The organism is Aliiroseovarius crassostreae (genome assembly GCF_049803815.1).
In the GTDB taxonomy this organism is placed as follows: domain Bacteria; phylum Pseudomonadota; class Alphaproteobacteria; order Rhodobacterales; family Rhodobacteraceae; genus Aliiroseovarius; species Aliiroseovarius crassostreae_A.
In genome coordinates, this window is sequence record NZ_JBNAGI010000003.1 from 415,995 (window position 1) to 437,661 (window position 21,667).

The window sequence follows — 21,667 nt, forward strand, 5'->3', positions numbered from 1 at the left end:
TTAGATTTTCCACCCTGAATGAAGGGCCGCGATGCCTAGGGACAGGTTGCGGTACTTTACGTTCTCAAAGCCTGCGTCGCGGATCATACCTGCGAAGGTTTCCTGATCGGGGAACTTGCGGATCGATTCCACCAGGTATTGATAGCTGTCGTAATCATCCGCGATCAGCTTGCCCATGCGCGGGATCACGTTGAAGGAATACAGGTCGTAAAGCTTTTGCATGCCGTCATTGGGCAGTTGGCTGAACTCCAGCACCATCAGGCGCCCACCGGGTTTCAACACGCGATACGCTTCTTTCAGCGCGTCGGGAATGCGGGTCACATTGCGGATGCCGAAGCTGATTGTGTAGCGGTCAAAGCTGTTGTCTTCGAACGGCAACGACATTGCGTCGCCCACCACCCAATCGAGGCGATCCGCCATATTCCCGGCCTCGGCCCTTTGACGGCCTTCCACCAGCATCGATTCCGTCATGTCGAGCACAACCGAACTGGTGCCTTCAGCGCGGTTTAGAAACCTAAAAGAAATGTCACCAGTGCCGCCCGCCACATCCAACAGGCGCTGACCGGGGCGGGGGGCGAGCCAATCCATCATCGCGTCTTTCCAAAGACGGTGAATGCCGACCGACATGACGTCGTTCATGATGTCATATTTCGACGCCACATTGGTGAAGACCCCATGGACCATTCCGGCCTTTTGATCTTCGTCTACGGTCTTGAACCCGAAATGGGTTTTTTTGCTGGAGTTGCTCATCGGGCTTGCCCATTGTGGTCAGATGCTCCCTCTTATCCCGTGTGTGCGGGACAGACAATGGAAAGGCGAAGAACATGCCCGAACTGCCCGAAGTTGAGACGGTTCGTCGCGGATTGGCCCCCGTGATTGAGGGGGAGCGGATTGTGAAGGCTGACGTGCGGCGCGACGGGCTGCGCTGGCCGTTCCCGGATCATATGGCAGATCGGCTGACCGGTGTGCGTGTGATGCGGTTGGGGCGGCGGTCGAAATACCTGTTGGCAGATCTGGACAGTGAAGAGACCTTGATCGTGCATCTGGGCATGTCGGGGCGGATGCTGATTTCCGGCCACGCGTTGGGCAAGTTCCACCATGAACACCCAGCGCCTGAAAAACATGACCATGTGGTCTTTGACATGGCGAATGGTGCAAGGGTGACGTTTAACGATCCACGCCGGTTCGGGGCGATGGACCTGTGCCCGACCGCTGATCTGGACGCGCATAAACTGATCCGTGCTTTGGGGCCCGAACCGTTGGGCAATGATTTCAACGAAGACTATCTGGTTGCACGGCTGGCAGGCAAAAATACCGCGATCAAAACGGCGCTTCTGGATCAGGGGATCATCGCGGGGCTGGGCAATATCTATGTCTGCGAAGTGTTGTTTCGTGCGGGCATTCATCCGGCACGCAAGGCCGCGAAAATCTCGTCCAGGCGGGTGGCGGGGCTGGTGCCGATCATCCGCGACGTGTTGACCGAGGCGATAAAAAGTGGCGGATCTTCGCTGAAGGATTACCGGCAGGCGGATGGCGATCTGGGATATTTTCAACACAGTTTTCAGGTCTATGGGCGCGAAGCGGAACCTTGCGTCACCCCTGAATGCAAAGGACAAATCGCCCGAATCGTGCAGGGGGGCAGATCCAGCTTCTATTGTGGGCAATGCCAAAGATAACTTGATTGGTGGAATTTGCGCGCGTAGGACTCCCCCTTGACCATTACTGGTTTGGGACGACCACTCGGGACAAAGGCAGGGGAACCATGGCCTATAAGAATATCATCGTCGAAACTGAAGACCACGTGTCGTTGATCCGGCTCAACCGCCCGGACGCGATGAACGCTCTGAACCTGGAGCTGTTGGCGGAACTCGGCGAAGCGCTGGCTGAAGCGCAAGACAATGACAAGGTGCGCTGCATCGTGATCACCGGATCCGAGAAGGCATTTGCCGCCGGGGCGGACATCAAGATGATGGCAGAGAAAAGCTTTGTCGACGTGTTCGTGGGGGATCTGTTCACCCGGGAAGAAGCGTCGGTCATGCGGATCCGCAAGCCAATCATCGCGGCCGTATCCGGCTATGCGCTGGGCGGGGGCTGCGAACTTGCCATGATGTGTGATTTCATCATTGCGTCCGACACGGCCAAGTTCGGCCAGCCCGAAGTGAACCTAGGGGTGATGGCGGGCCTTGGTGGCACGCAGCGCCTGACCAAACTGGTGGGGCGTGCCAAAGCGATGGACATGAACCTGACCGGGCGTTTTATGGACGCCGAAGAAGCCGAGCGTTCGGGGCTGGTCAGCCGCGTGGTGCCCGCCAAGGATTTGATGAAAGAGGCGATGGGGGCCGCCGTAAAGATCGCCGAGAAGTCGATGATCACGGTGATGGCCATCAAGGAATCGGTGAACCGTGCCGAACAGCTGCCGCTGACCGAAGGGCTGCTGTTTGAACGCCGCCTGTTCCACTCGTTGTTTGCCACGCAGGATCAGAAAGAAGGCATGGCCGCCTTTGTCGAAAAGCGCGAGGCGCAGTTCCGCGACAAGTAATCCCGGCCAATTGGCCGCAGATATGGGGTTCCCTTTCCGGGCAATATGCCCTAAAGGGGGCCGCAATATATGCGTGTGAGGCCCGCTTTGGCCAGAATCACCGGTTCTGAACCCGGCGGGTGCTTAGGCGCAGTCACGAGAAGTGGCATGGAAACGAAACACCCGAAGTAAGGGATCAGAGATATGGCAAATTCGCCCCAAGCAAAAAAACGCGCCCGTCAGGCCGACCGTCGTTTCGCCGTCAACAAGGCACGCCGTTCGCGCATCCGCACCTACCTGCGCAAAGTTGAAGAAGCCATCGCTGCTGGCGACCAGGCTGTTGCAGCCGCTGCGCTGAAAGAAGCCCAGCCGGAACTGATGCGCGGCGTGTCGAAGGGTGTTCTGCATAAGAACACCGTTGCGCGCAAAATGTCGCGCCTGTCGGCCCGCGTAAAAGCCCTGGGTTAACCTAGGGTCAGGCAGTCCGCAGACGTTTCGTTTGGACTGGCCTGTGGCAAAATTGTCAGCCCGTGGAAACGGGTGTTATACATGAGATGAGCGCGCCAAATGGGCGCGCTCATTTGCGTTTTTACGGGTGGCAATTCCGGCGGCTGAAGGTGGGTCTGGGATTCGTTTTGGGAAAGACAGAGTCAAGCGTGAAGTTCTGTTGCGCGTCCCGCGGACCAATTGCTAGCTTGTCCTCAGCGATTCACGTCGCTGACTTGGGACAATGATGAATTGGGATGAAAAGCCTAGCAATAATAGTGGCTTAACCCTTTTTACACACGGGTGGGGATCGATTCCTCCTCGCGATCGCAGCGCGAAACCTCCGTCGAGGGGGACGGAATTCGTGTTGCCAAACCGCTGACATCGCACCCTGTGCCTGGGGTTGCGTGCTTGGCAAATGTCATGTCTCCGATTGCCCCGAACCGGGGCTGCACACGCCAAGCCACCATGGCTCGGTCGTGATGGGTTTTGTCGTGCCTGTTACCGCGCAAAGCGGGCCAGGGCCGTGGCAGACCAGGGGTCAGTTGTGAGGCATCGGCCGGGAAGGGGCGGCTGATGTGCACCTGTTGGGTCGTGGGTGACGGTGCTGTGGCAGGCGCCTGGGACGAGTTGGAATGATCTGGAACAGACTGCTTGCATCAGTCTTGAAGAATAAGAATGGGTCGAGGTGACATGACGAACGAAGAATGGGGACAGGTCCGGTCCAAGCTGCAAAAGGCAGTGGGGCAGAACAACTATACCAACTGGATCGAACCCCTGGAATTTGCAGAGCTGGAAGGCGGTGTAATGACCTTTCTGGTGCCCACCAACTTTATGGGCAACTGGGTCGAACGCAATTTCGGTGACAAGATTCTAAGCCAGCTGGTTGGTGCCGGTGTGCCGGTCTCGCGTCTGGAATTTGCAGTGCCGCAAAAGATGGCACCGCGCAAAGCGGCCAATGTGGCGGCGCCGGTTGCAGCGGAAAGCGGGGATAAACAGGCGTCACACGCTGTGGCCCAGGCGGATGCGCAGGATGATTTGCCCGGTGCGCCGCTGGATGCGCGCTTCACGTTTGACAGTTTTGTGGTTGGCAAGCCGAACGAACTGGCCCACGCCGCCGCCCGCCGCGTGGCAGAAGGTGGCCCGGTCACCTTCAACCCGCTGTTCCTGTATGGCGGCGTCGGTCTTGGTAAAACCCACCTGATGCACGCGATTGCGCACGAGCTGAAGACCCGTCAGCCTGATTTGCGCGTCGTGTACCTCTCGGCGGAGCAATTCATGTATCGCTTCGTCAAGGCGCTGCGCGAAAAGCAGATGATGGACTTCAAACAACTGTTCCGCTCGGTGGACGTGCTGATGGTGGATGACGTGCAGTTCATTGCCGGCAAGGATTCAACCCAGGAAGAGTTTTTCCACACGTTCAACGCGCTGGTGGACCAAAACAAACAGATCATCATTTCCGCCGACCGTGCCCCAGGTGAGATCAAGGATCTGGAAGATCGCATCAAGTCGCGCCTGCAATGTGGCCTGGTGGTGGACCTGCACCCGACCGATTACGAGTTGCGTCTGGGCGTGCTGCAAACCAAGGTTGCGGCCTATCGTCAGCAATATCCAGGCCTGCAAATCGCGGATGGTGTGCTGGAGTTTCTCGCCCATCGCATCTCAACCAATGTCCGCGTGTTGGAAGGGGCTTTGATGCGCCTCTTCGCCTTCGCCTCGCTGGTCGGTCGCGAAATCACCCTGGAACTGGCGCAGGATTGTCTGGGTGACATTCTGCGTGCCTCGGATCGCAAGGTCACCGTGGAAGAGATCCAGCGCAAGGTCAGCGAACATTACAACATCCGCCTGTCGGACCTGATTGGCCCAAAACGCGTGCGCACCATTGCGCGACCACGTCAGGTGGCGATGTATCTGGCCAAGCATATGACCTCGCGCAGCTTGCCTGAGATTGGGCGCCGCTTTGGCGGTCGCGACCACACCACCGTCATGCACGGGGTAAAACGCATCGACGAGCTGAAAGCGGTGGATGATCAGATCGCTGAAGACCTCGAGCTTTTGCGCCGCGCGTTGGAAGCCTGACCACCAAAACGGACAGGGCAGCCACGCGCACGCACCACAGTTGCTTGCAAAGGGCGGGTTTGGGGCCGTTTGGCCTTGACCCGCCCTTCAAACCATTGGACATTCCAGCAAAAGAACCTTTTGCGGGGCGAAAGCATCGGCTTTCAGCCCCTCTATTCGTCAGGAGTGGGATATGAAGATCAGCATTGAACGCGGCGCACTGCTCAAGGCCGTGGCCCAGGCGCAATCGGTTGTGGAACGCCGCAACACCATTCCAATCCTGGCCAATGTGCTGATCGAAGCGGAAGGCGACAGCGTGTCGTTCCGCGCGACCGACCTGGACATCGAGGTGGTCGACAAAACCGCCGCGATGGTGGAGCGCGCGGGCGCGACCACCGTGGCCGCCGTCACCTTGCATGAGATTGTGCGCAAACTGCCCGACGGGGCGCTGGTGCAGCTGACCGATGATGGGGCCACAGGCCGCCTGACCGTGGAAGCGGGCCGGTCGAACTTCTCGCTCGCGACCTTGCCGAAAGAAGATTTCCCGGTCATGGCGTCGTCGGAATACTCCGCCAATTTCTCGGCCCCTGCGCCGGTTCTGCGCCGCCTCTTTGACAAATCGAAATTTGCGATCTCGACCGAGGAAACTCGTTATTACCTGAACGGCGTTTACATGCATGTGTCGGACGCCGAAGGCGGCAAGGTGCTGCGCGCTGTGGCCACTGACGGGCACCGTCTGGCGCGCATTGATGCCGAACTGCCGGCGGGCGCCGAAGAGATGCCGGGCGTGATCGTGCCGCGCAAAACCGTGGGCGAGCTGCGCAAGCTCTTGGATGATGACGACGCGACCATCGCAGTATCGGTGTCGGAAACCAAGGTGCGTTTTGCGACCCCGGCGATCACCCTGACCTCGAAAGTCATCGACGGCACCTTTCCCGATTACACCCGCGTGATCCCAACCGGGAACACCCGCAAGATGGAGGTGGATGCGTCTGAATTCGCGCAGGCCGTCGACCGCGTGGCCACCGTGTCGTCAGAACGGTCGCGCGCAGTGAAGCTGCAGCTGGACGAAGACCGCCTGGTTCTGTCGGTGAATGCGCCCGATGCGGGGGCCGCCGAGGAAGAACTGGTTGTGGCCTATGGCGACGAGCGGTTGGAAATCGGCTTCAACGCCAAATACCTGCTGGAGATTGCCAGCCAGGTGGACCGCGAAAACGCGACCTTCATGTTCAACAATTCCGGCGACCCGGCCCTGATGCGCGAAGGCAATGACACCAGCGCCGTCTATGTCGTCATGCCGATGCGTGTTTAAGCAGCGTCAGGAACTTGGTTTTCTTGCCTTCGGCGAGGATATTTCTGACAAGGAAAAAGGGGCATCTGCGTGACCAGCCCGCTGGCCCTTGAAGAGCTGACCCTCAGCCATTTCCGCAGCCACAAGCGGGCGCGCCTGTCTCTGGACGGGCGGCCCGTGGTGCTGCATGGCGCCAATGGCGCGGGCAAGACCAATATCCTCGAAGCGATTTCCATGCTGTCCCCGGGGCGCGGGCTGCGCCGGGCGACCATGGACGAGATGATCCGCAAGCCCGAACAGGTGGGCTGGAAGATTTCCGCCATTCTGAAAAGCCTTGGCCAGAGGCACGAGGTGGACACCTGGGTGGAACCCGGCCAGGGGCGCCAGGTGCGGATTGATGGCAAGGTGGCGACGCAGGTCACTTTGGGGCGGATCACCCGTGTGGTGTGGTTGGTGCCGGTGATGGATCGGCTGTGGGTTGAGGGGGCCGAGGGCCGCCGCCGCTTTCTGGATCGGCTGACGCTCAGTTTCACCCCCTCTCATGCCGATGCGGTGTTGGCGTATGAAAAGGCGATGCGCGAACGCAACCGGTTGCTCAAAGACGGGCAGCGTGACGCGCATTGGTATCGGGCGGTCGAGGCGCAGATGGCGGCCTCTGGCACTGCGATCCACGCCAACCGGTTGAACGCCATTGCCCTGCTGCAGGACGCACAGGCCAGCGCGGAAACAGAGTTCCCGGTGGCGGAGCTGTCGTTGACGCAGGCGGAGGAGGTGCTGGCCCCCGCGACGGAAGACGAGCTGGCAACGGCGCTTTCCGAAAGCCGCCCACGAGATCTTGCGGCGGGGCGGACTTTGGTTGGCCCGCACCGGTCCGATCTTGGCGCGATCTATACCGCCAAAGGCGTGGCAGCGCGCGATTGTTCGACCGGCGAGCAAAAGGCGCTTTTGGTCTCGTTGATCCTTGCCAATGGCCGGGCCCTGGCGCGCGATTTCGGGGCGCCACCGATCTATTTGCTCGATGAGGTCGCGGCGCATCTGGATGCCGGGCGTCGCGCGGCGCTGTATGACGAGATCTGTGCCCTTGGCGCGCAGGCTTTCATGACCGGCACCGGGCCGGAGCTGTTCACCGAGCTGGGCGCGCGGGCCGCACATTACGAGATCTGCGATGATGGCGGGAATTCACAGGTAACGGAGGTGACCCCATGAAACAAAACCGAGTGACACTGATCACCCTGGGGGTGGAGAGCATCGAACGCTCCTGCACCTATTACCAGGCCTTAGGGTGGGAGCCTTCCGCTGTGCTGCCAGACGTGGCGTTTTTCGACATGAACGGGATGAAGTTTGGCTTTTTCACGCTCGAAGGACTGGCGCGCGAAACGGGGCGTCCGTTGGACGCGTTGGGCAATGGCGCGATGACGCTGGCGCAGAATTACCCATCAGAGGCCGACGTGGATGCGGCCTTTGACAAGGCGATACGCGCCGGGGCCACGGCGGTCACCAAACCCACAAAAACCGATTGGGGCGGGTATTCCGGCTATGTTGCCGACCCGGATGGTCACTTGTGGGAATTTGCCTTCAACCCGTTTTGGGACCTCGACGCAGATGGCCAACTGATCTGAAAATCAACTATTCAGAGACCGCGTGACGGGGCTGCGCAGAATGCCGCTGGCCCCGTGCCCATTTGACACCAAATCTTGTGTCGGATAGGTGACATTACCCCCGAAAACACCTATGTTTGGGGGAACCAATAACAGGAAGGCCCACATGGCTGACGACGCGCAAAACAACGCCGAATACGGCGCAGATTCCATTAAGGTTCTCAAGGGGTTGGAGGCGGTTCGCAAGCGCCCTGGCATGTATATCGGGGACACCGACGATGGGTCCGGTCTGCACCACATGGTCTACGAGGTGGTGGACAATGGCATTGACGAGGCGCTGGCCGGCCATGCGGACGCCGTGACCGTCACCATTCACGCCGACAATTCGGTTTCTGTTTCGGACAACGGGCGCGGCATTCCGGTGGATATGCACCCGGAAGAAGGCGTATCCGCGGCCGAGGTGATCATGACCCAGCTGCACGCGGGCGGGAAATTCGACAGCAACTCCTATAAGGTGTCGGGCGGCTTGCACGGGGTGGGGGTGTCCGTTGTGAATGCGCTCTCTGACTGGCTGGAGCTGCGCATCTGGCGCAATGGCAAAGAACATGTGGCGCGCTTTGAACGCGGCGAAACTGCCGAGCATCTGAAGGTGGTGGGCGATTGCGGCGATCGCACCGGGACCGAAGTGCGGTTCCTGGCCTCGACCGACACGTTCTCGAACCTTGATTATCAGTTCAAGACCCTGGAAAACCGCCTGCGCGAGCTGTCTTTCCTGAACTCCGGCGTGCGCATCATCATCGAAGATGAACGCCCCGCCGAAAAGCTGCATTCGGAAATGCATTATGATGGTGGCGTGAAAGAGTTCGTGAAATATCTCGACCGTCACAAGACGCCGTTGATGGAGGACCCGATTTTCGTCACCGGTGAAAAGGACGGGATCGGGGTCGAAGTCGCGATGTGGTGGAATGATGGCTACCATGAAAACGTGCTGCCCTTTACCAACAACATCCCGCAGCGCGATGGCGGCACGCACCTTGCGGGCTTCCGCGGCGCGCTGACCCGTACGCTGAACCTGTATGCGAACTCGTCCGGGTTGGCGAAAAAGGAAAAGGTGAACTTTACGGGCGATGATGCGCGCGAAGGTCTGACCTGCGTGTTGTCGGTGAAAGTACCGGATCCGAAGTTCAGTTCACAAACCAAAGACAAGCTGGTGTCATCCGAGGTGCGCCCGGCGGTTGAAGGGTTGATGAACGAGAAGCTGCAGGAATGGTTTGACGAAAACCCGCAGATCGCCCGCATGATTGTTGGCAAGATTGTCGAGGCCGCTTTGGCCCGCGAAGCGGCCCGCAAGGCGCGCGAAATGACGCGCAAGAAATCTTCGCTGGATGTGGCGTCGCTGCCCGGCAAGCTCGCGGATTGTCAGGAGAAAGATCCGGCGAAACGCGAACTGTTCCTCGTCGAGGGTGACTCGGCAGGCGGGTCCGCCAAACAGGGGCGGTCGCGTCATGACCAGGCCGTGCTGCCGCTGCGCGGTAAGATCCTGAACGTGGAACGGGCACGGTTTGACCGGATGCTCAGCTCGCAGGAAATCGGCACGCTGATCACCGCGCTGGGCACCGGCATTGGCCGCGATGAATTCGACATCTCGAAACTGCGTTACCACAAGATCGTCATCATGACCGATGCGGATGTGGATGGCGCGCATATTCGCACGTTGCTGCTCACCTTCTTCTTCCGTCAAATGCCGGAATTGATCGAAGGCGGATACCTCTACATCGCCCAGCCGCCGCTGTACAAAGTGTCGCGCGGCAAGTCCGAGGTCTATGTGAAAGACCAGACCGCGCTGGAAGATTACCTGATTGATCAGGGCATTGACGGCACCGTCTTGCGTCTGCCGTCGGGTGAAGAAATTGCCGGCGCTGATCTGGCCCGCGTCGTTGACGGGGCGCGCAATTTCAAGCGCATACTTGATGCGTTCCCAACCCATTATCCGCGCAATATCCTGGAACAGGCCGCGCTGGCCGGGGCCTTTGATCCGGGTCGGGCCGATGCGGATCTGCAGCGTGTCGCCGATGATGTGGCCGCGCGTCTGGACAAAGTGGCGGTGGAGTATGAACGCGGCTGGCAAGGCCGGATCACCCAGGATCACGGCATTCGTCTGGCCCGCGTGCTGCGCGGCGTGGAAGAGATCCGTACTTTGGATGGGGCGGTTCTTCGCTCTGGCGAGGCGCGGCGACTGTCCGAAGTGTCGATGGAGACGCGTGATATCTATAAAGACAGCGCAAAAATGTCGCGAAAAGAGCGTGAGATCCTGGTTCAGGGGCCGATTGACCTGCTGAACGCCGTTCTGGCAGAAGGCGAAAAAGGCTTGACCCTGCAACGCTATAAGGGGCTGGGCGAGATGAACCCGGATCAGCTTTGGGAAACCACGCTGGACCACGAGGCACGGACACTGCTGCAGGTGAAGGTGGATGACCTTGCCGATGCTGACGACATCTTTACCAAGCTGATGGGTGATGTGGTGGAACCGCGCCGCGAGTTCATCCAACAAAACGCACTTTCGGTCGAAAACCTGGATTTCTGATCGGGTGTAGGATGCCCCATAATCGTTCGCGACACCCATAAGTTTTCGCGAGACACCCAAAGTCGTTCGTTTTGCTGAGTTTTGGCGAGTTTCGGGACAGGCACGAAAATGCCCCGAAATTCGCCAAAATCTGAAGAATTGGCGAACGTCGATGTCAGCATTGTTGGCACTGCCATAATTGTCCGAATTCTGGCTGTTGAGGTCAGCCTTCTCTGCAGCCTTCGCGGTTACGATATTCAGTCATCCTTCATTGCCTTCTGCATGCCGTGAGAACAGGACGAGCAGTATCGATCCAGAGAATTGAAATCTTCGGGATCGCACTCTGTTCCACAGAAACCGCAGGTTTGCATTCCCTCGTTGCAGAAAATGCATTTCCGGTCCCAGCGGCTCCAAGACATCCGGTCACACTCCGGGCAAGTTGTTACGAATGGCATCTCGCCCTTCTTGGCAGCCACATAGGACTGACTTTCTACCAGTTCACTGAGAGCGAGAATGAAGGCATCTTCATGATGGATCTCCTCGTTACATTCCGCACAATCCAACCAAAGACGGTCGAACTCCATCTTCTCGGTTTCGACGCAGCGGACGAGGGATGAGTTGCAGTGCGGGCAGGGTAGGAACCGCACTGCGTCGGGAACAATCTGTGGCGAAAAGGTCGTTGGCACCACGAGTAGAGGAGCACTGGTTCGGATTGCCACATTAGCTCAGGCATCATTACTCGTCAGATCGTGGTGATGAAAACGAAATGGTCCCTCGCTTCGCAACAAATCAAATCACATAGCAGCGAGCGTGTGGGTCAGGCCGTTCCGAATGTGTAATTCCAACAGGTCTTTCGCTTTTTGTGCATCTCGCGCCAAAGCAGCGTTGAACATTTCCTTATGCTCTTGCACGGCTTCTTCGCCGCGATAGGTCAAGACAAGGTTCTGATACCGCAGATATTTATCATAGAGAATCGCGTGCAGAGACAGAAGGTTTTTGGAATTGCAGGCTTCGATCATGGCCAAATGGAACTCCCAGTCATACCGTTTCCACATTTCCTTGTCGGACTGGTCGCCGGATTGCATACGCTGTTCCATAAGGTGCAGCTTGTGGTGCGCAGCCACAAGATTACCTTCCCAATCGGTGTCTCCATTCGCAATTGACAGCTCCAATGCATGACATTCCAGCAAAACACGCAATTCGGCCACTTCAACAAGATCTTCACGCGACACCGGCGTAACATAGAACCCGCGTTGGGCGGGGCTTTCGACAAAACCTTCGCTGGACAAACGGTTCAGTGTTTCGCGAAGTGTCGAGTTGCTGGTCTCATAGCGCGTCTTGAGTGTGTCGAGCTTCAGCTTTGACCCAGGTTCCAGCAGGCCAAAGATGATGTCGTGTTTGATCCGCTGGTAGGTGCTGGATCCGATGGTGGCGGTTTGTTGGGTCATCATTCTGTCCGATGATTTTGAGTATACCATGCATTTATCATGCCAGTGTGTTGGCAACAATCATACAATAAATCAGTCAAAATTAAAAATATCAGATATTATTGCCAGTAACTGTGTTTACCGTTACGGTGATTCCAACGGCGGGGTCAGCCTGCCAAGTGAGAATCGGCACAGGGTATCTACCCAGGGGAACAGAGTTGAAACATACGATACAAATCGCAATTGCTGGCGCGGGTCTGGTGGGAAGGCGGCATGTTGCGGCCATAGATCAGCTAAAGGATGTAGCGCTTTGCGCAGTGGTCGATCCTGGTGATGATGCGCGCCAATTTGCCATTGAGCGCGGGTTGCCTTGCTATGATACTTTGCGAGAGCTCTTTCAGAACCAGTCCCCGGATGGGGTCGTTCTGGCCACGCCGACCCCTCTTCATGTGTCCCAGGCATTGGAATGTGTCGCCCAATCTTGCCCGGTTCTGGTGGAGAAGCCCTTGGGAACCTCTGCTCAGGAAGCGGCAAAACTCGTCGTTCAGGCTGAGGAAAACAGTGTTCCGCTTTTGGTGGGGCACCATCGCCGCCACAATCCGTTGATCCGTAAGGCCTATGAGGCCGTGTCGGGTGGTGAGATCGGGGATGTGCGAGCAGTGCACGTGAACTGCTGGTTTTATAAGCCTGATGACTACTTTGAGGTGGCACCCTGGCGCAAGAAGCTGGGGGCAGGGCCGATTTCGGTCAACCTCGTGCATGATGTGGACCTGATCCGTTATCTCTGCGGTGAGGTGGTTTCGGTGCAGGCACAGGCCGCCCCATCCGCACGTGGATTTGAAAACGAAGATGTGGCCGCAGCGGTTTTGCGCTTTGAAAACGGGGCAATCGGAACCATCACCGTGTCCGACAGCATCGTGTCGCCCTGGAGCTGGGAGCTGACTTCACGCGAGTATCCGATTTACCCGCCAACACCGGAAAGCTGTTATATGATCGGGGGCTCTCACGGATCGCTTTCGGTGCCGGATCTGCGCCTCTGGACACATCAAGGCGGGGCGCAGGATTGGTGGACGCCAATCTCAGCAACATCTCTCACGCGGGGGGCTTCGGATCCATTGGTAAATCAAATGGCGCATTTTGCCCGTGTTGTTCGTCGGGAAGAAGCGCCACTGGTTTCTGGAACCGAAGGATTACTGACCTTGCAAGTCATTGAAGCCATTCAACAGGCCTGTGCCAGCGGAGAAGCTGTGCAAATACCGGGCACTCAAATGCTTGAGTTTTCGAAGGAAAAGCAGGCTGTAGAATAAAATATCAGATATTTTGCAAAAAATATTGCAAAAATATCAAAATCAGGCAAAGTAACTATCGAGCTGATCACGCATTGATCTCAGGGAGGAGAACCATGATCACCAATTTCACCCGCCGGGCAGCACTGTCCGCACTCGTCGCCGCCGGCGTCTTGGCCGGGGCCTCGGGCGCCAGCCTTGCCGCTGACAAAATCCAGCTGCGTCTGGCCACATCCGGGTCTGAAACCGACCAACGCTCGGTTGCCATGGCCGAAGTCTTTGGCCCGATGGTCGCCGAGTTTGCCGATTATCAGCCCAGCTATAACGGCACCATCTTTGCCCAAGGCACCGAGCTTGACGCGATCTCGCGCGGGAACCTTGAGATGTCGATCGCTTCGGCACAGGAACTGGCACAGTTCTTCCCCGAGTTCTCGATCTTCGCGACCGGTTATGTCCATCAGGATGCTGCCCACCAGGTTGCCGTGTTCAACGATCCTCTGATGGATCCGTTCAAGGCGACTGTTGAAGACGAACTGGGCATCAAGCTGCTGTCGGTCATGTATCTGGGCCGTCGTCAGGTGAACCTGCGTCAGTCGAAAGACGAGCTGACCGTCATGAAGCCAGAAGATCTGGCCGGTGTAAACCTGCGTATGCCGGGCACCGATGCATGGCAGTTCCTGGGTGCCGCTCTGGGTGCCGCGCCGACCCCGATGGCGTTCTCGGAAGTCTATACCGGTCTGTCGACTGGCGCCGTAGACGGCCAAGACAACCCGCTGCCGACCGTCGTGGACAAGAAGCTGTACGAAGTGACGAAGCAAATCATTCTGACCTCGCACTTGGTTGACCTGAACTACATCGCCATCTCAAAGGCGGTATGGGACGGCATGACTGCCGACCAGCAGGCAACCGTTCAGAAAGCTGCTGACGCTGCCGCCGAAAGCGGTCGCCAGAAACAGCTGGAGCTTGAAGAAAGCCTTGTTTCATTCCTAGAGGAGCAGGGACTTGAAATCTACGAGCCGGATCTGAATGCTTTCCGCACCCACGTGCAGGCTCAGTATGTCGGTTCGGAGTTTGCCGAAGCTTGGCCCGAGGGCGTGCTTGAGAAGATCAACGCACTGGGCAACTAAGCCAACCTGACAAGAGGGAGAACGACTATGGAGAAAGCATTCAAGTGGTTCTCCCGTCTTGCAGAAGCGATTGCTGGCGGCATGCTGGCAGCAATCTTCCTGACCTTCCTGTTACAGATTGCCCTACGCTACCTGTTCACGCCTGCGGGCTGGACGTTGGAGCTGATCGGCATTCTCTGGGTCTGGGTGATCTTCTTCAGCTGCGCCTTTGTGGTGCGCGAACAGGATCAAGTAAAATTCGATATCATTTACCTGTCGGTCAGCAAACCCGTCCGCCGGGTCTTTGCGCTCATCTCCGCCGTCGCTTTGGTTGTTGGCATGCTCTACACGCTGTTGCCGACCTTGGATTACATCGACTGGATGAAAATCCGAAAGACCTCGACCGTGCGCAACCCGTTCACGGGCAACAAGATACCGCTGCGCGATGTCTTCTCGATCTACGGAGTTTTCATCGTCGCCATCGCCATACGCTACGCCTGGCTGTTTATAGATGTGCTGCGAAATGGTCCCCCCAAAACCGAGCTTGAGCTGGCCGTCGATGCCATACACGAAGCGGAGGTTGCCGACGCAGCCGAGGATACAGAAGAGGACACAGATAAATGAGCTTTGAGCTGATTTCCCTACTTGTCACCCTCTTCTTCCTGGCAGGGATTGGCACGCCGATCGGATATTCGATCCTGCTGGCCTCTGTTGTCTACCTTGGTGTCGCGGGCCTTGATGTCGCTTTGGCGGGTGAAAAGATCCTTCAGGGGTTCTATCGCAGCACGATTCTGCTGGCCGTGCCGCTGTTTATCGTGGCTGCCAATATCATGAATGCCGGGTCTATCACCGACCGGCTTTTGAACTTCTGCGTGGCCGCCGTTGGCCGTTTCAAAGGTGGTCTTGGGCACGTCAACGTCGTGGCGTCCCTTATCTTTTCGGGCATGTCCGGGTCTGCGGTTGCGGATGCGGCTGGCATAGGCAAAATCATCATTGAGATGATGACCAAAGGTGACCGTTATCCGCGTGGCTATGCCGCGGCGATCACCGCGGCCACGGCCACAATCGGCCCGATCATTCCGCCGTCTATTCCCATGGTGCTCTATGCGCTGGTGTCCAAAGCGTCGATTGGGTCGCTGTTCCTGGCAGGCATCTTGCCGGGTCTGATCATGGGGGCCGTGTTGATGGGCATAAACGGCTATCTGGCCCGCAAGCGCAACTTTGCTTTGGAAGCGCCGGTGCCACTGCGTGAACTGCCCAAGAAGACCGCAAATGCCTTCCCGGCACTGCTGATGCCCGCGATCCTGCTTTACGGAATTTACGGCGGCGTGACCACGCCAACCGAAGCCGCCGCCGTCGCCGCGTTCTACGCCCTGATGCTGGCGTTCATGTTCTACCGCGCCATTTCACTGGGCAATCTTTATCGGGTGTTTGTTGACAGCGCCCGGTCCTCGGCTTCGGTCGGGATTGTGATCGGTGGTGCCTTCATCCTGAATTTCATCGTGATCCAGGAACAGATCCCGCAAGCGATTTCCGCCATGCTGGAAGGGTCGGACATCAGCCCGATCATGTTCCTGATCATGGTGAATGTCCTGATCCTGGCGCTGGGCTGTGTGCTGGATGCGACCACGATTATCTTGGTGATCGTCCCGCTGTTCATCCCAACTTGCGAGGCATTGGGCATCGACCTTGTTCACTTTGGTGTGCTGGTGGTGGTGAACTCGATGATTGGTTTGATTACGCCGCCCTATGGGATCCTGCTCTTTGTCATCAATGCCGTGACTGACATCCCGCTGCGCGAAATCATCGCCGAGATCTGGGCCTTCCTGATTGTGCTGGTTCTGGCGCTCATCGCGATGATGCTGTTGCCTGACATGATCCTGTGGCTGCCGAGGCTCTTTGGATACCAAGGCTGATGACACTATCCATTTCAACAACTTCCATCCCCGGTGATCTCGAAGCCAAGCTTGAGGCCATCGCGGATGCAGGGTTCACCTCTGTCGAATTGCATGAGCCGGATTTCACCGGGTTTCATGGATCTGCGGCTGATCTCGCAACACGGGTTCAGGATCTGGGGCTATCCATCAACCTCTTGAAGCCCTTTCACGATCTGGAAGGTTGGCAAGGGGATGCTCGCAGGCAAGCTTTTGAACGGCTTGCCCGCAAACTTGAACTGGTGCGCGCATTGGGCACGGATATGCTTCTTGTCGCGGCCTCTGCGGCGGAGTGTTCCGACATGGAGCAGGTCGCCGATGATCTGTCGCAAGCCGCTGAAATGGCCGCTGAAAATGGCGTGCGGTTGGCTTATATCGCGCTGCCCTGGGCCGGGCATGTTCAGTCTGATGATCAGGCGCTGTCTTTGGTGCAGGCCGTGGGCAATCCGCATTTCGGGTTGGCCCTGAACAGCTATTTCTCATTGGCCGATGGCACCAAACCCGCTCAGATGCGCCATGTTCCCGGCAAGCACCTGTTTCATGTGCAGCTTTCTGATGCCCCGCGCGCATTGGGGGACATTCGCGGGTTGAAACGCCATTTCGGCTTGTTGCCGGGGCAGGGCGCGCTGAATCTGTCAGGTTTTGTCAAAGTGCTGGCCCGGGCAGGATATAACGGTCCATGGTCCATTGCGCGTGTGAACGAACACAGCCCCCGACCGGGTGGGCGCACCCTTGCACTGGATGGCTACCGTTCGCTTGTGAATTTGCTGGACGAGGTGTCGCGTCATGATCCGGACCTGACATTTGACATCCCTGATCTTCCGCCTCGCGTTGACACATCAGGGTTTGAGTTTATCGAGTTCGCGGCGGATGACAAAAGCGGCAAGGAACTGACCGATCTGCTCTCTGCGCTCTGTTTCCGCATGGAGCGTCGCCATGTGTCCAAATCGGTGGAGCTGTGGCGGCAGGGCGGCATCAACATTGTCGTGAATACCGAAAAAGAGGGGTTTGCCCATTCCGCCTTTCTCGGTCACGGACCATCGGTCTGTGACATGGGGTTGCGAGTAAAAGATGCGGATCAGACTGTGAAACGCGCCACCGCCCTTGGCACACCGCAGTTTTCACAACCTGTTGGCACCGGAGAATTGGACATTCCCGCTGTGCGGGGCGTGGGCGGCAATGTGGTGCATTTCATTGATGAAAAATCCGATCTGCACCGGGTCTGGGACATCGAATTTGAACCGGTTGCCAAGACCAAGGCCACGCCGCCTGCCGGGTTGCGCCGGATCGACCATCTGGCCCAGACCATGCGCTATGAAGAGATGCAGAGCTGGTTGCTTTACTACATCTCGACCTTCGAAATGGCGAAATCGCCGATTGTCGATGTCGCTGACCCGTCGGGTGTCGTGCACAGTCAGGCGATTGAAAGCCCGGAAGGGGAAGTGCGCCTTAACCTCAATGGCGCAGAAGGGCGACGCACCTTTGCTGCCTCCTTCCTTGCCGACCGTTTTGGGGCTGGTGTGCAGCATATTGCTTTTCTGACTGATGACATTTTCGAGACTTCAGATCGGTTGCGCGAAAACGGATTTGCGCGGCTGGAGATTTCACCCAACTACTATGACGATCTACAGGCGCAGTTTGGCCTGGAGGACGAGTTGGTCGCGCGCCTTCGTGCAGCCAACATGCTTTATGACCGGGCAGACGGGGCAGAATATTTCCAGATCTACAGCCAGCCAATTTTCAACGGGTTCTTCTTTGAAATTGTCGAACGCCGCCGTGGCTATGCCGGATATGGCGCGCGAAACGCGTCGGCGCGACTGGCCGCACAAATGAAGCACCAACGCCCAGCAGGGATACCAAGAACATGAAAGCCGCATTGATCGGACAGGGCATTTCGGGGTCGTTGACGCCCGATATGCATATGGCTGAGGCCCGCGCACAGGGGTTTGATTATGACTATATGCGCTTTGACACTGCCACCGCGCCCTATGCGGGGCAAAGCCTGACCGCGCTTTTGGATTTGGCACAGGATCAGGGCATGGCTGGGGTGAATGTCACCCACCCGTTCAAATCGCAGGCGGCCGAGGTCATGGATGATCTGTCCGACACCGCGCGGCTGTTGGAGGCCGTGAACACGGTGCTGTTTCAGGGCGGTCGCCGGATCGGCCATAACACCGATTACGTCGGCTTCCGATCTGCCCTGCGGCGTGGGCTGCCCCATGCACCCATCAGCCGCACATTGATCGCAGGGGCTGGTGGAGCAGGTGGCGCAGTGGCGCTTGCGTTGATCGATCAGGGGACAGAGTCGCTGTTCATTTTTGATCAGGATCACGGCAAGGCGGAAGATCTGAAATCCCGCCTGACAAAAGCGCGGCCACGCGTTGCGGTGGGTGTCATTGATGCCGTGGCAGACGCCCCATTTGAGCAGATGAGCGGCATCGTTAACGCCACACCGATGGGAATGACGGGGCATCCCGGCATGGCACTGGATCCCAGAAGTCTGCCACCCGGCGGCTGGGTGGCGGACATCGTCTATTTCCCCCGGCAAACTGCACTGCTCAAACACGCCAAAAACCTGCGGCTTAGGACAATGGATGGATCCGGCATGGCGATCTATCAGGCCGCTGCGGCTTTCCATCTGCTGACTGGCAGAACCGCGTCCCCCGACCGGATGCATGAAAGCTTTGAACGGCTTGTGCCGAATGGCGAAGAGGTGCCTGCATGACCCAGTCTTCCACAGAAACCCGCACAGATGCCGACAAGGTCCGTCAATGGTGGCGCACCTCAATCATCGACATGGAGCCCGGCAAAATCGCCTTTCGCGGCCATCCCATCCAAGATCTGATCGGCACTGTCTCTTTCCCGCAGATGATCTGGCTAATGGTCGCCGGCGAGATGCCCACTCCCGACCAAGCCGCCCTGTTTGAAGCCGCTCTGGTGGCAGGGGTGGATCACGGACCACAGGCCCCCTCCATTGCCGCCGCACGTATGGCGGCGACCTGTGGGGTCGGGCTGAACAACGTGATGGCCACTGCTGTGAACATGTTGGGTGATGTGCATGGTGGGGCCGGTGAACAATGCGCCGAGCTTTACTATGGCATTGCTGCCCTGATGGACGAGGGCGCTGAGCTTGATCAAGCTGTGCGGGATGGGCTGGATGCCTGGCGCGCTGAGCATGGCAAGATCGTCTCGGGCTTTGGTCATCGCTTCCATAAACCGGTTGATCCCCGTGCGCCCCGCCTGATGGATCTGGTGCGCGAGGCGGCTGCCAAGGGCACAGTGTCCGGCAAGTTTGCCGAGATTGGTGAGGCCGTGCAGGCCGAGCTGGGCCGCCAGCGGGGCGGGCGCCCAATCGCGATGAATATCGACGGGGCAACCGCGGTGATCTTCTGTGAACTTGGTTTTCCCGCGCCGCTGTCGCGCGGCCTTTTCTGCCTATCCCGTTCCGTTGGTGTTCTGGCCCATGGCTGGGAACAGATGGGGCAGGGCGGGCGCAACAAGGGGCCGATGCCCCCAGAATACCTCCCACTATATGAAGCGAAAGAAGATGACCGGTGAGATACCGAAAACCTTCCGGGTCGGCCTTGTTGGATGTGGCCGTATAAGTGACATCTATCTGACAACACTTGCGAAATTCCCACAGATTGAGGTGGTGGCCTGTGCCAGCCTTGATCTGGAAGAAAGCCGGGCGAAGGCTGCGCAACATGACATTACGCGTGCCGCGACGGTGGAGGAGGTGATCACCGATCCCCAGATCGACTGTATCCTCAACCTGACCATTCCGGCGGCCCACGCCGATATCACCCGGCGGGCGCTTTTGGCGGGCAAACATGTCTATTCGGAAAAACCCTTTGTGACGGATATGGACGAAGGGCGCGAGCTCCTGACCTTGGCCAAGGCCCGTGGACTGAAGCTGGGCAATGCGCCTGACACGTTTCTGGGCGGGCGTTGGCAGACGGTCCGGCGGTTGATCGACGAAGGGGCAATTGGCCGTCCGACCGGGGTGTTTGCGCATGTGGGCACGCATGGCACGGAACGGCACCACCCGAACCCGGACTTCTATTACCAGGCAGGCGGTGGTCCGCTTTTGGACCTTGGCCCCTATTACCTGACCGCCATGGTGTTCTGCCTTGGCCCGGTTGCGCGGGTGGCCGGCATGGCAAACCGCGCCTTTGATCGACGCCAGATCGAAAACGGCCCCCGCAATGGCGAATGGATGGAGGTTCAGGTCGACACCCATTCTCTGAGCCTGATCGAGTTTGAAAACGGGGCCATTGGGTCCATGATCATGAGTTTCGATGTCTGGGACAGTGAAACCCCTCGGTTCGAGATCTATGGCGAGGACGGCGTGATCTCGATCCCCGATCCGGATCCGGTGCATGGGGCCAATGATTTTCACGGTCCGGTCTGGCTGCGCACGCGCGAGACCTCGCGCTGGACGCACCAACCCCGTCCCACGGGTCGCGAGGATTGGCAGGTGGTCGAAAACCGCCACGGATTTAATGAAAACAGCCGGGGGCTGGGGCTGCTCGATCTGGCCCTTGCGGTGCGGGACAACCGGCCCGTGAGAGCCAGTGGCGAACTATCGTTTCATGTGTTCGAAGTTATGGATGCTATCGCCCGTGCGCCCCGCGAAGGGCTGTATCAGCGCATCGACAGCACGTGCTCTGTGCCTGAACCGCTTCCCGAAGCCTTTCCCGCCAGTGAAACCACCAATACACAAGAGGCCGCCAATGCCCATTGAAACCGTCACCATTGCCGAGCCGTTTTTTGGGATGTGCCACGTCACGGAAGAGGCCCAATATGAGGTCACGGATCGCGTGATTGTGCTGAATGTCGCTGACCGACCCATTCGGATTGAGGGGCAGAGCTTGGCGCCGCTGCAATCGGCTATCTTTGCAAATGTCACTTTGCACGATGTGGACCGCGCGATTGTTGTGGAGCGCTTTGACGCCCATGGCGATGACGCCGCCCTTTGTGCGGAGGTGCGCAAACGCTGGCCCTCGGCATTTCAGGTGCGCGGCGAAGATCGTTTGCGCGGGGTGGAACATTATATGTCGCCCAAGGTCTTCGTCGGCAATATCGGCCTGACCATCTATCATTCGGCCTCAGTGCCGTTGAACGTCGGTCTGCACAAGGACCACCCGTTCTGCCCGGTTCCGGGTTTTCGCGAAGTGCACACGCAGATCGTCGGGTTCGGCAAGATGCAGCAATGCCGCGAATGCGACCCGGCCACTCTTTATCTGGAAGAACCGATGGCGCCGGGTATGACCCATCGCCCGATGTATGACGACCAGGGCAACTATCCCTGGCACCAATATGAAACGACCACGCCCAGCATCTTTATGGCGCTGGAAATTCTGCCTGAAGGGGCAGAGATCCCGAAACTGGGAGGATAAA

Annotated in this window: 20 protein-coding genes; 17 read left to right on the forward strand and 3 right to left on the reverse strand. The window is 58.2% G+C overall.

The features are described from left to right. Positions 1-750 (reverse strand): bifunctional demethylmenaquinone methyltransferase/2-methoxy-6-polyprenyl-1,4-benzoquinol methylase UbiE, encoded by a 750-nt coding sequence (gene ubiE / locus ACP15V_RS11305; RefSeq protein ID WP_424943781.1) that lies wholly within the window; start codon positions 748-750, stop codon positions 1-3. A 74-nt stretch (positions 751-824) separates the two neighbouring features. Here ubiE and mutM point away from each other — a divergent pair, with 74 nt between their 5' ends. The 8 genes from mutM to gyrB all read left to right on the forward strand — a co-directional run bounded on the left by mutM (position 825) and on the right by gyrB (position 10,535). Then, the gene (gene mutM, locus ACP15V_RS11310) at positions 825-1,676 is read left to right on the forward strand and encodes a bifunctional DNA-formamidopyrimidine glycosylase/DNA-(apurinic or apyrimidinic site) lyase (protein ID WP_424943782.1); all 852 of its coding nucleotides are present in this window, start codon (positions 825-827) and stop codon (positions 1,674-1,676) included. 86 nt (positions 1,677-1,762) lie between these two features. After that, complete coding sequence (locus ACP15V_RS11315) at positions 1,763-2,539, forward strand: enoyl-CoA hydratase (protein ID WP_424943783.1); 777 nt, start codon at positions 1,763-1,765, stop codon at positions 2,537-2,539. A 183-nt stretch (positions 2,540-2,722) separates the two neighbouring features. After that, entirely contained in the window at positions 2,723-2,986 is a 264-nt protein-coding gene (gene rpsT, locus ACP15V_RS11320; protein ID WP_424943784.1) for a 30S ribosomal protein S20, read from the forward strand. 711 nt (positions 2,987-3,697) lie between these two features. Continuing rightward, on the forward strand, positions 3,698-5,083 hold the full coding sequence (dnaA, locus tag ACP15V_RS11325; RefSeq protein WP_424943785.1) for a chromosomal replication initiator protein DnaA: 1,386 nt from the start codon (positions 3,698-3,700) through the stop codon (positions 5,081-5,083). Between the two features lie 172 nt (positions 5,084-5,255). Next, positions 5,256-6,374, forward strand: coding sequence for a DNA polymerase III subunit beta (dnaN, locus tag ACP15V_RS11330; protein WP_424943786.1), 1,119 nt, complete (start codon positions 5,256-5,258; stop codon positions 6,372-6,374). A 69-nt stretch (positions 6,375-6,443) separates the two neighbouring features. Next, positions 6,444-7,559, forward strand: a complete 1,116-nt coding sequence (gene recF / locus ACP15V_RS11335) for a DNA replication/repair protein RecF (protein ID WP_424943787.1) — start codon at positions 6,444-6,446, stop codon at positions 7,557-7,559. Continuing rightward, positions 7,556-7,972, forward strand: coding sequence for a VOC family protein (locus ACP15V_RS11340; RefSeq protein WP_424943788.1), 417 nt, complete (start codon positions 7,556-7,558; stop codon positions 7,970-7,972). The genes recF and ACP15V_RS11340 overlap by 4 nt, the downstream gene beginning before the upstream one ends. Positions 7,973-8,117: 145 nt before the next feature. Then, the gene (gene gyrB / locus ACP15V_RS11345) at positions 8,118-10,535 is read left to right on the forward strand and encodes a DNA topoisomerase (ATP-hydrolyzing) subunit B (protein WP_424943789.1); all 2,418 of its coding nucleotides are present in this window, start codon (positions 8,118-8,120) and stop codon (positions 10,533-10,535) included. A 236-nt stretch (positions 10,536-10,771) separates the two neighbouring features. On the opposite strand, the gene ACP15V_RS11350 is transcribed toward gyrB, so the two are convergent. After that, positions 10,772-11,098 (reverse strand): hypothetical protein, encoded by a 327-nt coding sequence (locus ACP15V_RS11350; RefSeq protein ID WP_424943790.1) that lies wholly within the window; start codon positions 11,096-11,098, stop codon positions 10,772-10,774. 210 nt (positions 11,099-11,308) lie between these two features. Then, on the reverse strand, positions 11,309-11,962 hold the full coding sequence (locus ACP15V_RS11355; protein WP_424943791.1) for a GntR family transcriptional regulator: 654 nt from the start codon (positions 11,960-11,962) through the stop codon (positions 11,309-11,311). Between the two features lie 113 nt (positions 11,963-12,075). Here ACP15V_RS11355 and ACP15V_RS11360 point away from each other — a divergent pair, with 113 nt between their 5' ends. From ACP15V_RS11360 to ACP15V_RS11400, 9 genes are all read left to right on the forward strand, one after another. Further along, the gene (locus ACP15V_RS11360; protein WP_424943792.1) at positions 12,076-13,248 is read left to right on the forward strand and encodes a Gfo/Idh/MocA family protein; all 1,173 of its coding nucleotides are present in this window, start codon (positions 12,076-12,078) and stop codon (positions 13,246-13,248) included. A 95-nt stretch (positions 13,249-13,343) separates the two neighbouring features. Further along, positions 13,344-14,354, forward strand: coding sequence for a TRAP transporter substrate-binding protein DctP (dctP, locus tag ACP15V_RS11365; protein ID WP_424943793.1), 1,011 nt, complete (start codon positions 13,344-13,346; stop codon positions 14,352-14,354). A gap of 27 nt (positions 14,355-14,381) precedes the next feature. Next, positions 14,382-14,957, forward strand: coding sequence for a TRAP transporter small permease (locus tag ACP15V_RS11370; RefSeq protein ID WP_424943794.1), 576 nt, complete (start codon positions 14,382-14,384; stop codon positions 14,955-14,957). Next, on the forward strand, positions 14,954-16,249 hold the full coding sequence (locus ACP15V_RS11375) for a TRAP transporter large permease (protein WP_424943795.1): 1,296 nt from the start codon (positions 14,954-14,956) through the stop codon (positions 16,247-16,249). The genes ACP15V_RS11370 and ACP15V_RS11375 overlap by 4 nt, the downstream gene beginning before the upstream one ends. Further along, the gene (locus ACP15V_RS11380; protein WP_424943796.1) at positions 16,249-18,135 is read left to right on the forward strand and encodes a bifunctional sugar phosphate isomerase/epimerase/4-hydroxyphenylpyruvate dioxygenase family protein; all 1,887 of its coding nucleotides are present in this window, start codon (positions 16,249-16,251) and stop codon (positions 18,133-18,135) included. Before ACP15V_RS11375 ends, ACP15V_RS11380 begins: the two co-directional genes overlap by 1 nt. Continuing rightward, on the forward strand, positions 18,132-18,992 hold the full coding sequence (locus tag ACP15V_RS11385; protein WP_424943797.1) for a shikimate dehydrogenase: 861 nt from the start codon (positions 18,132-18,134) through the stop codon (positions 18,990-18,992). Before ACP15V_RS11380 ends, ACP15V_RS11385 begins: the two co-directional genes overlap by 4 nt. After that, positions 18,989-19,825 (forward strand): citryl-CoA lyase, encoded by an 837-nt coding sequence (locus ACP15V_RS11390; protein WP_424943798.1) that lies wholly within the window; start codon positions 18,989-18,991, stop codon positions 19,823-19,825. Before ACP15V_RS11385 ends, ACP15V_RS11390 begins: the two co-directional genes overlap by 4 nt. Beyond that, positions 19,815-21,011, forward strand: coding sequence for a Gfo/Idh/MocA family protein (locus ACP15V_RS11395; protein ID WP_424943799.1), 1,197 nt, complete (start codon positions 19,815-19,817; stop codon positions 21,009-21,011). The genes ACP15V_RS11390 and ACP15V_RS11395 overlap by 11 nt, the downstream gene beginning before the upstream one ends. Next, on the forward strand, positions 21,001-21,666 hold the full coding sequence (locus tag ACP15V_RS11400; protein WP_424943800.1) for a hypothetical protein: 666 nt from the start codon (positions 21,001-21,003) through the stop codon (positions 21,664-21,666). The genes ACP15V_RS11395 and ACP15V_RS11400 overlap by 11 nt, the downstream gene beginning before the upstream one ends. Position 21,667: the final 1 nt, after the last annotated feature.